The organism is Calditrichota bacterium (assembly GCA_014359355.1).
In the GTDB taxonomy this organism is placed as follows: Bacteria; Zhuqueibacterota; Zhuqueibacteria; order JANLFK01; family Oleimicrobiaceae; genus Oleimicrobium.
Genome location: JACIZP010000382.1, coordinates 1 through 10,961, shown reverse-complemented (window position 1 = coordinate 10,961; position 10,961 = coordinate 1). Strand labels below are relative to the sequence as shown.

Annotated in this window: 3 protein-coding genes; all 3 read right to left on the bottom strand. The window is 63.1% G+C overall.

Translation table 11 applies throughout. The annotated features are described in order from the left end of the window. Positions 1-693: 693 nt before the first annotated feature. Complete coding sequence (locus H5U38_15915; GenBank protein MBC7188510.1) at positions 694-2,067, bottom strand: sigma-54-dependent Fis family transcriptional regulator; 1,374 nt, start codon at positions 2,065-2,067, stop codon at positions 694-696. 64 nt (positions 2,068-2,131) lie between these two features. Then, positions 2,132-4,648 (bottom strand): hypothetical protein, encoded by a 2,517-nt coding sequence (locus H5U38_15910; GenBank protein ID MBC7188509.1) that lies wholly within the window; start codon positions 4,646-4,648, stop codon positions 2,132-2,134. An 898-nt stretch (positions 4,649-5,546) separates the two neighbouring features. After that, entirely contained in the window at positions 5,547-10,745 is a 5,199-nt protein-coding gene (locus tag H5U38_15905) for a hypothetical protein (protein MBC7188508.1), read from the bottom strand. Positions 10,746-10,961 lie beyond the last annotated feature (216 nt).

The window sequence follows — 10,961 nt, the reverse complement described above, 5'->3', positions numbered from 1 at the left end:
ACGACCCCAAGTATGCAACTAATGCGTGCCATCTCTCGCCTCCTTTCTGCAAATTGGAAGCTGCTGTTACGGCGGAAATGGGCGCGGACCCTCAGCTCCCGCTTGACACAGCTCGCGTTGTCCTACGCGCACAGCTCAATTACGACGCACTGGTCAGTAGCTGGCTCTCCCCGTTCTCGCCCACTGGCGCCTAGGAGGAGAGCTGGTTGCACTCGGCCGTGCCCCTTTCCTTGGTGAACAAACAGTCATTTCCCCCCACCCCAGACCTTAAGGCAAAGTCGCGAGGAGTGAAGCTCGTGCCTCTTCCTCCGAAGGGGGCAGCCTCGCTGTCGAGGGTGAATCAATGGGAATGCGCGATGGATACACTTACTTAACCCTTGCTGGTCACCAAGTCCAAATCGACATGGACATTTTCTTGGCGCGATAGCGCGGCGGCGGCCCGCGGAGACCGCGGGGTCGGCTCAGCGCTCCCGCAGCAAGCCAGTCTTACGTTTGCAACCGGTGTGCCATCTTGCAAGGCAAGCCCACTCCACATAAGACACGCAATAGTAACGTCTTCTGATTGGTCAGCGTAGGTGGCAAGCGCTATACTGATGGATTTTCCCAACAGACTGTTGGAATTTGCCAACATCGCCGCGCGCCGCTATGTACGTCCTGCCCCACGCACGCGGAGAGGAGGGAGGACACCTTCAGCTATTCCCGGGAGAACAACCCCACCCCCAATTCCCTCATCTTCACATGCAAATGACTCCTGTTGATCTGCAAGAGCCGGGCGGTTTCGCTGACGTTGCCGCGGCAGGCGACCAAGGCCCGCCGGATGTAGGCGCGCTCGAACTGGCGCCAGGCCTCCGCAAGCGGCATAATCTGGCCGCGGAACAGCGACTCGGGTCCACCGCCTTCCTCTTTTTCCCACACCTGGTCAAGCTCCCAGGCGTTCACTACCTCAGAACTGCACAGGATCGATACCCTCTCCATGAGATTGCGCAATTCGCGCACATTGTTGGGCCAATGGTACTGGGAGAGAAGCTGCAACGCCTCGGGGGCAAGTGTCGCAGGCGGGCGGCGGTTCAGCTCGCAGAAGGTGCGCAGGAAGTGATTTGCCAGGAGGGGGATGTCCTCCGGGTGCTCGCGCAAAGGGGGAACGCGCAGGACGACCACTTTGAGCCTATAGTAGAGGTCTTCTCGGAAACACCCATTGGCAACATCTTGTTCCAACTGGCGGTTAGTAGCGGCCAGGATGCGGACGTTCACGCGGATGCTGTCCAAGGAGCCCACCTTGTGCACGTCCCCGTACTCTAACACGCGCAACACCTTGGTCTGGGCAGCCGGACTCATATCCCCTATCTCATCGAGGAAGATGGTGCCAGAGTCGGCGTATTCGAACAGGCCCTTCTTGGCGAAGTGCGCTCCGGTGAAGGCCCCTTTCACATGCCCGAAAAGCTCGCTCTCCAATAGCGTCTCGCTCAGTGCACTGCAGTTGACCACCACAAACGGCTTGCCGGCGCGCGGACTCTGCCGATGCAGGGCTCGCGCCACCAGCTCCTTGCCCGAGCCGCTCTCGCCGAGAATGAGCACGGTGCTGTCGGTCTTGGCCACCTGGGCTATGCGCTGGCGCAGTTCGGCCATTGCGGCACTGCTGCCCAGTAGCTCGCCGGGGTCGCGAAGGCTGCGCAGCCGCTGGTTTTCACGCTCTATCTGCCGCTTCTGCAACGCATTGCGCATGCTCACTGGCAGGCGCCGCTCCACGGTGTCGCGCTCGATAAAGTCGAACGCCCCCAGGCGCGTTGCCTGCACAGCAGCGTCGACCGTGGCATAGTCGGTGACGATCAGCACTTCCGGGGGGTGAGCCAGGCCTTTGGCACGTTCCAGCACCTGCAGGCCGGAGAGCTTGGGCATTTGCAGGTCGAGCAGCAGCAGGTCGAACTCGGCGTCGGACAGCCGGCTGAGCGCCTCTTCGCCGTCGGCTGCCTCTTCTACCTGGTAGCCGGCCTCCTCGGCGATGTCACGCAGCTGCAGGCGAAGGTTGCGGTTGTCGTCAGCGATCAAGACGCGAACGGGTTCTTCCATGAGCTCTTGCCATGAGTTTGGTGAAGTGACAGTGGAAGGTTTGCAACCGGCGTGCCAGGAGGCCTCAGCTGGTAGGATGGCGGACCGGGATGCTCAGCACGACCAGAGTGCCGTGGCCTCCTGGAGAGTCGACCCGCACCTCCCCTTGCAACGACTGCATGATCTCTTTAGTAATCGCCAGGCCGAGCCCTGAGCCACCCTCTTTGGTTGAGATGCCAGGCTCAAAAAGGTTCGGCCTGAGGTCCGGTGGGATCCCCGGGCCGTCGTCAAGAATCTCGATGACAATCCACGATTCCCCCGCTCTGCTCTCCGAAGAAGGCCTTGTCTCGGTATAGCTGCTGACCACGATGGACCCCTGCGGGCCCACTGCCTCCACCGCGTTCTGGATGATATTGCGCAGAGCCATGCGCAAAGCCTCGTGAGTAACGCGCACGAGGGGCAGATTGTCGCTGAGCTCCAGTCGCAGGCGAACCCCGGCAGCGAGCTCTGCTCGGAATTGTTCGCACACTTCTTCAATCAAGGCGTTGACGTCGCACGGCCGCGGCGTGTGGGTCGTCACGTCCATGAACGACAGGAGGCGCACTATGGCGTTGCGCGCCTGCAGGATCTGGGCTTCCACTTCCGCGAGATCCTCTTGGGCCTTGCCATCGCCTCGGTGTGAGGCCTGGTCTCCTCGCCGCAGGCGTGCCACTATGTTCAGCGAGGCAGACAGCGGGTTTTTTGCGTCGTGCACCATGGCGCGGGTTAGCTTCATCCACTCGCCGCTGCGGGGGAGCCCGAAACCGGGGAGTTGCCGCCACAGAAGTACGCCGCCACGGAAGAGAGCTGGCCCTGGCCAAGGGTACCACTCGAAGACAACGAGGCTGTGCGTGCGATCGGGAAGCTCCACATCGCGCACGGCTTCAGCCCGACTTGCCTTGTGCCTCCCAATCCAGCTCCGCACGAATTGAGCTGCGCCGGGCGGGAGGACCTCCTGCAGGGACACCGTGGGCGTTGGCGCAGGCAGCTTGTCCGTAACCGCTTGGCTGCACTCGCGGATGGCCAGGCTCCGATCGAGCCGCACCCAGTTGGCCGTTGGGGCAAGCGCAGGGAGTGTGCGGCAGGCAGCAAAGGAAAGGAGGAACTGCCAGCTCAAGGCGACCAGGAGAACAAACAGGGCCGCAGGAGGCACCACCAGCGCCGCGTAGTTCCGCCAGCGCCCGGGCGTGCGCTCGAAACGCATGAGCGAGGAGGCGGGACGGCCCACATAACTCGCCAGGAGGAGCGGTCTCTCCTTGCCGCGCAGCACCACGTGAATTACGGTGATATCCGGCGCGGTAGCCAGTAGTCTCAGCCTTGCATCCAGTACGAAAGACCCGCGGGTGCCTGTGTCGACCAAGATCTCCTTTGCGCCGTCCTGATCCAGATCGTGAACTACTATCGCATCGGCAAGGCGACCGGCCGCCAAGCGCAACTCGCGCTCGATGCCAGGGACATACATGCCTCTGGCTGGGTCGTAGCGATAAAGATACGCAGTGGCGTTGTCGCCGATGAGCAGCAGTTCGTACACGCCGTTCTCGTCAAGGTCGACAAAGGCACCCAAATTGAGAGCAAAGGGGAGTGGAGGCAGCAAGCGACGGAGGGTCAAACGGGGAAACTCTAATTCCAGCACCTCGCTCGGCAGAGCCTGGGCTTCCTTGATACGTCTATCACAGATCACTCCGCAGCGCAACGGCCCTCTGGGCTCATGCCGGAACAGCCAAGGCCGCACGAACGTTCCCTTGTCGCCGAGCACTTCGCGGAAAAGCCGGCGGCCGTCGTGGTCGAAAACCATCAGGTAGGCGACGTTGTCCTGGGTGCCGTTAATCGGCCGCCGCAAGTTCTCCGGAGTGTCGCAGCCCAGGACATATTCTGGCAAGCCGTCGCCGTCCAAATCGGCAGCAACCTGCCCCGTAGGGAATGCCCCCATTTGTTCGTGCCACAGCAGCTTGCCGTCAGGGAGCCTGAACGCATAGATGCCGCGGGGAGATCCCGCGTAGCCGGTGCGGACGGCGAAGACCAGGTCTTTCAGCCCGTCGCCGTCGATGTCGCGGGCATCGAGGAGGTAACCGTGACAGTCCCAGACCCCGATATTCTCGATATTGCTGTACTCATCTTTGGTGACTGCCGGGAAACAGGCGATGCGCTGGTCGTCGAAGGTGCGGATCTCCACGAAGGCCGTATCGTTGCGAGTGATCCATGCCACCAGTTCGTCCCGGCCATCGCCCACCACATCAGCAAAGTGCACCGGGGACTTGACCTCACCCAGGAAGTTGTACTGCTCGATCAATACCCCGTTGTGATCACGTCGGCAGACGACATTGGCACCCCTTTGTTCGTGCCCAGTGGAGCTAAGGTGGTAACACTCGCTGAATCCGTTATGGTCGGCGTCATGAGTGGCAAGCGCTTGTGGCAGCTCTTGGAGGGTGACAAGTCGGTAGGGCAAGAGCTTGGGGTCTTTCCACGCTGCCCGGGAGGGCCAGACCAAGTACCCCGCGGCAAGTAGGAGGAGACATGCCACCACATAGGAGGTGGTCAGTCGTTTCCTTGCCCTGTGGTACATGAGCGGCTCTTCTCGGAGGCGACCTGTCTGCTCTGTGAGCCGTGGGCAAACGAGCAGGACGATACCGCTCTCTTTGGGGCGGCCTGTGGCTGCACATACACGCCCTTTCCCCTCGCGGCAGACCGTCCTTCTGCCCCTTGCGCACGGCTGTGTCTGTCCATCTTTCCCCTGATCGCCTGTACATGGCATTTCCCCGCTTCTGCCGGGAAGATAAGGAATTCTGGCGCCAAAGTCAAGAAAAAAAAGCAGGCCATAGTGGCGACCATGGCCTCGCCGGGTGCGTGCTGGTTCGCTCATTGGCCGCTGGTTGCGATCGACCTGGGGGCGCCTCAACTCGCTTAGGGCGCCAACGTCGCGGCAAGGCATTGTCCCCTGTGTCCGGCGGCCGACTCCTTCACCAGGGTACCAGGCGGTACTTGGTGGTTACGCGGTAACTCTTTCCAGGCTTGCCGCCCTTCTAGGACCCCTTTGAGGAGAAACCCGCTTCGGTCAGTCCTCTGCCGTGAACCGCTGATGGGCGCTGATGCCTGAACTCGGCAGTGCATTTCCGTCAATCGCCGGCTGCGCCTCGCCTCGGTCTCAAGCTGCTGAATTGCCGCAGGCGGGCAGGACCCGGGCCCTTCGTCGCTGCTGGGCAAGTCAGGGGGCTGGATTTGCTCGGGGATGGGCGGCCGTGACAGGCTCAATCTCGGGTGGGGCGCCGGGCTGTCCGTCGCCGCCTCCTCTTCGTGATCGCGGTTGGGGAGAGCTGAACACCCCTCGCCGGGTTCGGTGGCCGGTGACCGACGACCATCCGCGGCTCAGCCCTGGCCGCCGACGTCGGCCAGCAGGACAAGCCGTCACCGGCGCACATGAGCGCTGGCGATTTCGTCTCGGGGAGGGGAGGAGGAGCGAGCCGTCAGCGCACTAATGCGATTTTCTGCGTGGCGACAAAGGAAGACGATGGAGCGGTACCGGGCGCCACTGCCTCCACGCGGCAAAGGTAGATGCCGGTGGGCAGCTCGTGTCCCTGCGCGCCGCGGCCGTCCCAAGGCAGGCGATGGCGGCCCGCTGGGAGGAGCCCCGCATTTGCACTGGCGGCCAGCCTGCCAGAGGCATCGTAGAAGGCCAACTTCACCGCGCATGGATGCGGGAGGTCCAGCACGAAGGTGGTGCGACTATTGAACGGGTTGGGGAAAGCCCCGCGCAGTGCGAACGCCGCCGGGAGCGGAGCCTGCTCGGTCTCCACCACTTTGGTGCCGCTTGGACCACAGAAGAGCAGGTAGCAGAAGCTCCGCATCGGCACCAGGAGGAAATTGCGGTAGACCCGAGCGACACGCAGTCTTTCCCATCGGGAATGGGCAGTGTCGAAGCGATACACCGGTATGGCCGAGGGCTCATTGGCCCCCGTCGTCGCCAGGTCGGCCTGCGTATACGGTATTGCCACAGTCACCGAATCAAGGAAGCTCAGGCCGTCCGGTCCAAGGTAGTAGGTGGGACCAACAGCTACGAGCGAATCGGGAAGCGGTGGTTGACTGGGAGCCAGGGCGATGGTGATCATGATCGAGTCGAACAGAGCTGCGGCGGGAACACCAATTTGTAGCCTGTGCACCGGGTCCGTCACAAAGCCACCCTGCGGGCCAATGGGCTCCATGGCCGTGACGAGCACGGGGGATGGCCCCAGGGCGAAGGTGAAGGTGGTGTCCAAAGTGAGCGGGCGCGATGTGAGGTCAGCCGCGTGCACGTGGACCTCAACCGGCCTCTGCGGAGCAAATGGCACGGCCGGCACGTAGTGCAGCGACGCCAGCCCGTCGTGCACGCGCAAGGTGGCCTGCTGGCCTGGCAAGATGGAACCGCCATTGGCAACTGTGGTGCCGTTCACTCTGACGACGATCGACTTGGCGTCAAGCCCCTGTCCGCCTGGATTGTCGGCGATGGCCAGGTCGATTGCCGTGTTGGTGGGGATAAAAGTGGCCCCGGCAGGGGGATACGCATACACAAGAAACGGCGGCAGGACGTCCGATGCCGCAAAGTGCGCCACTATCGACTTCGGCAGGTCTACCAGCAACGTCGCAGGGTTGTCGCTCGTGGTCAAATCGCCGCTCCACCCGACAAACGCGAAGCCTTGGGCCGAGTCAGGCCTGGCAGTCAGGGTTATGGAAGTGCCCTCCCGGTACCAGCCGCCCGGTGGAGAGAGCGCCACGCTGCCGGCTCCTTGCGGCTTAACGGTGACGGATACTGCGTACTCCTTCCGGAAGAAAGCGGTGTAGAACGCCGCATTTGTGGCCGTGATGGCGTGACTCTGAGCCCCGTGGTCGCTCCATTCCTCGAACACGTAGCGGAGGCCAGGGGCCGTGCTCTGCGGCGACTCCACGGCGATGGAGTGACTCGACCCCGGAGCCCAGGCGAACTCCTGAGGGGAAGTGTAGCGCGTGCCATCCACGACTATGAAAAGGCCTTCGGGCACGGTGGTGATTCTGGTCTGCCCGACCTTCACAAAGTTCGCGGTGATCTGTTTCGGCTCTGTGACCAGCAGAGTGTCAGGGTTCTTCGTCCCCTCAAGGTCGCCGCTCCAGCCGGCAAAGAGGTAACCTTGGGCGCCATTTGCCGTGGCCTGGAGGAGAACTGCTTCGCCCTCGGCAACCCATGAGCCTGGCGGCGGCGGCACAACGCTCCCTCCCTCAGGAGGCGAACATGCCGTGGCGACGAAAGACTCCTTCTGGTAGTGTGCCACAAACACGGCAGGTCCCGTCACCGTTACCGAGTGGGTCTGGGCGCCGCCATCGTTCCACGACTGGAAGGTGTACCTGAGGCGATCGTGCTGCTGCGGAGTGACGGCCTCCAGTGTGTGCACCGAACCGGGCTGCCAGGCAAAGTCGTGCGGCGTGAGGTAGGAGGTGCCATCCACGACGACCAGCAGGCTTTCTGGTTCAGAGGTGACGCGTACCACGCCCAACGGAACAAAGAGGGCGGTGACCTGTTTGGGCCGGTCGATGAGAAGCGAAGCTGGGTTGGCGTTTCCTTTGAGATCCCCATCCCAAGCGCCAAATGCAAATCCAGGCGAAGGCGAGGCATGCACGAGCACCACTGAGTCAGCTTCGAACCAGTCCCCAGGAGGTTGCGGGGTGACCGTGCCACCCTCGGGCGGTTCGACGCCGATTGTGAGGTAGAACTGCTCGCGCCACTCGGCGGTGACAGCCCGCGGGCCGTGCATGATCAGTGTCCCGGCCGGCTCTGTTCCGGAAAAGTCGCCGCTCCAGCGGACGAAGACATGGCGCCTTAGCCCTTCCACCTCAGGCGAGGTCACGGAGAAGCGGGCTGTTGCGCCTGCGAGGTACCAGCCTGCGCCGGTCGGGCCGCCGTACGGGGAAGAGACGGTCAATCGATACTCAGTATGCCAGGTTGCCACCTCGGTGACCGGGCCTTGGACGACGATAGTCCCCACGCTGTCCGGGCCGGAGTAAGAACCTGGCCCGGTTCCCGCCCATCCGGCGAAGACCCTCCTGGTGTCTGCGCTGTCGTACACGACACAGGGCTGCACACCGAAGTGTGCCTGGCTACCCTGGTCAAACCAGCCGGCGCCGAACACGCTGCCGTGAGCGCTGAGCACGAGGAGCTGGTGCTGGGTCTTCCACGTGGCGGTGACGGTCTTTGGCCGGTCCATGACCACGGCTCCGGACGGGGAAACGCCTGTGTAGTCGCCCGTCCACCGTTCGAACAGGTGGCGAGTTCCGGCCTGCGAATCGGGGGTGGTGACGCGGAAAGCTGCCTGCGTACCGCTGTCATACCACCCCTGACCGCTTGGGGAGCCATGCGCCGACTGGACGGTGAGGAAGAACTGCGTCCGGAAACGAGCTACCAACGTATCGTCCCGGGCTGGTGTGACGAGGTTGTGCGTCCGCGGATTGCCGTTGCTCCAGGCTTCGAAGAGGTACTGGACTCCAGCGCCCCCTTGCTGAGGCGAGCTCGTGGACACGGTGTGCACCGAGCCGGGGAGCCACGAGAAAGTGTGCGGCGTAGTATAGCTTACCGTGTCGACCACGACGGTGAGCCCAGCCGGTTCGGTGCGAATGGTCAGCAGGGTGATGCGAACAAAGTTCGCCGTGACCGTTGTGGGCCCTGTCATGACAAGCGACAGAGGGTTGGCGGTGCTGTTGACGGCGCCAGACCAGTTGCCCCACGCGTAGCCGGGAGCAGGCGTCGCCAGGAGCGTGACCGTAGCGCTGCTGTCATACCAGGCGCCAGGCGGTGCTGGGGAAACTGTGCCCCCCACAGGCGGGCTCTGAGCAGTCGCAAGCAAAAACTCGGTGTGCCAGGTGGCCGTTTCCGTGACAGGCCCCTGAATCGTCACCGTGGCGGCGGAATCGGGGCCCGAGTAGGAACCAAGGCCACTGCCCACCCAGCCGCTGAAGCTCATGCGTCTGCCCTGGCCGGCGGGGACATACCCAGCCACGCGGAAGGAAGCTATGCTGCCAGCATCGTACCATCCTCCACCGGTGGGCGCGCCGTAAGGGGAAGCCAACGTGAGCAAATACTGGGGGCGGAAGGTGATGACAAGGGTGTCGTCGCGGGCCGGCACGGTGTAGGCGTGGGACAGGGCGCCACCATCGCTCCAGGAGGAAAACACGAATCGCGTGCCAGCCGCCTCTCCTTGCGGCGAGGCGGCCGATACGGTGTGACTGCTTCCCGTGGGCCAGGTGAATGTCTGCGGGCTGGAGTAAGCGATACTGTCCACCTCGAAGGTGAGCGTGGCAGGGTCGCTGCGCACGACGATTCGGCGCAGCGCCTGCGTGGTCCCCGAAAGCGTCACGGTTTGCGGAGAGTCAGCGAGATAGGCCGTGCCCTTGTACGCGCTCACCGCGATGAGGTTGTTCGCTACCCCCTCAGAGGGCCCGAGACGAGGAGAAATGCTCACCAGACCATTGGCGTCAGTCTCGAGGTCGCGCCAGGTCTGTCCGGCCAGGCTGCCGCCGCCGGCGGTGACTTGAAAGTGCACCGTGTGACGCGGCAGCGCATTGCCTTGTGCATCAACGACCTTAAAGACCACCGGCAGCGGAGTGAGCTGTCCCGGAGGCGCGCTCTGGCCGTTTCCTGAGACGTACACCAAACGAGAGGCACTGGCCGCCTGGGTCTCAAACCATAGGGAGACGCTGTCCCTGGTGAGTGTCGGGGTGCCATAGAGCTGTGCCCGGGCGCTACTCCTCCCCTTCAGGTAAGCGTCAAAGAGGTTAAGCAGGTGGTCTATGGTGATCGACAGCTGCTGCGCGCGGGTGATAGTCGCGGGCGTGTCCACGTTCTCGTAGCCCGTATAGTCGGAGAACTGCATGTGGTTGCCGCCTTTGACCACCACCAGGGCCTTGTCTGGATTGCCGCGCTCGTAAAGCGGCCGCCCGATGGCATCCACCGAGTTGATGGCGTCCAGCTCGCCGCCAAGTATGTGAATCGGCGTGTGCACATTGGGTATCTTGTTGAAGGAGTAGTTTCCTGGGTTGTTGGGTGCGATGGCGCAGGTCACCCGCACGCGGCCGTCGTCGGCGGCCACGCCGACCACAGTGCCGCCACCGAAGGAGTGACCGAACAAGCCTATCTTGCCGGGATCAATCGCCTGGTAGAAGACAGAGCCCGGCACCGTGCGGGCATTCAGCGCCTGGGTGATGCAGTCGCGCAGGTCCTCATTCCAGGTGTAGGCGCTGGGACTGTCCACGTCCGGGAACTGCGGCGCCATCACCACGTAGCCACTGGCGGCCAGGTTTTCGTAGTAGCTCAGGTAGTATTCCACCTGCATGCGTTTGCCAATGGCGAAGACCAGCAGAGGATAGGGCGCTCCGGTGGTGTTCAGAGGCGTGCCGGTGCCGGAAGTCGTGGCAGGGTAGTAAACTGCGGTGCGCAACGTGCGCCCCGCGCGATAGAAGGTGGTGTCGCGGCGACCTACGGCGTACTGCTGCAGCTCATCCGCCGGCAAGATATTGGGAAGCCCCAAGAAGAACAGGAGTGGCGTCGCACAGCGCAGCAGCCGCTGAAGACCCGTCAACACGAGCCGCGGCCTTCGCGCGCGGGGTCCGTCTCCGCCGTCCCATGTGCTCATGCAGTCCATCGTACCCTCAGTGCCGATCGCCATCCTCCCGCCGCGCCTTAGCGTGGATTTAAACTTACGGTCGGTTCTCCGCTTTTGCAGAAGCGCAAGGGCATGGTTCGAAGCCGCTCATCCCCACCTTTTGCGCAAACGCTCCACCGCACAACACACCTTGCGGCGCTCGGGCAACTGGCCACGTTTGTCTCATAGCCAGAAAGGACTCCATCAAGGAGTCCTTTCCGTTGGGTTGCGGGAATGTGT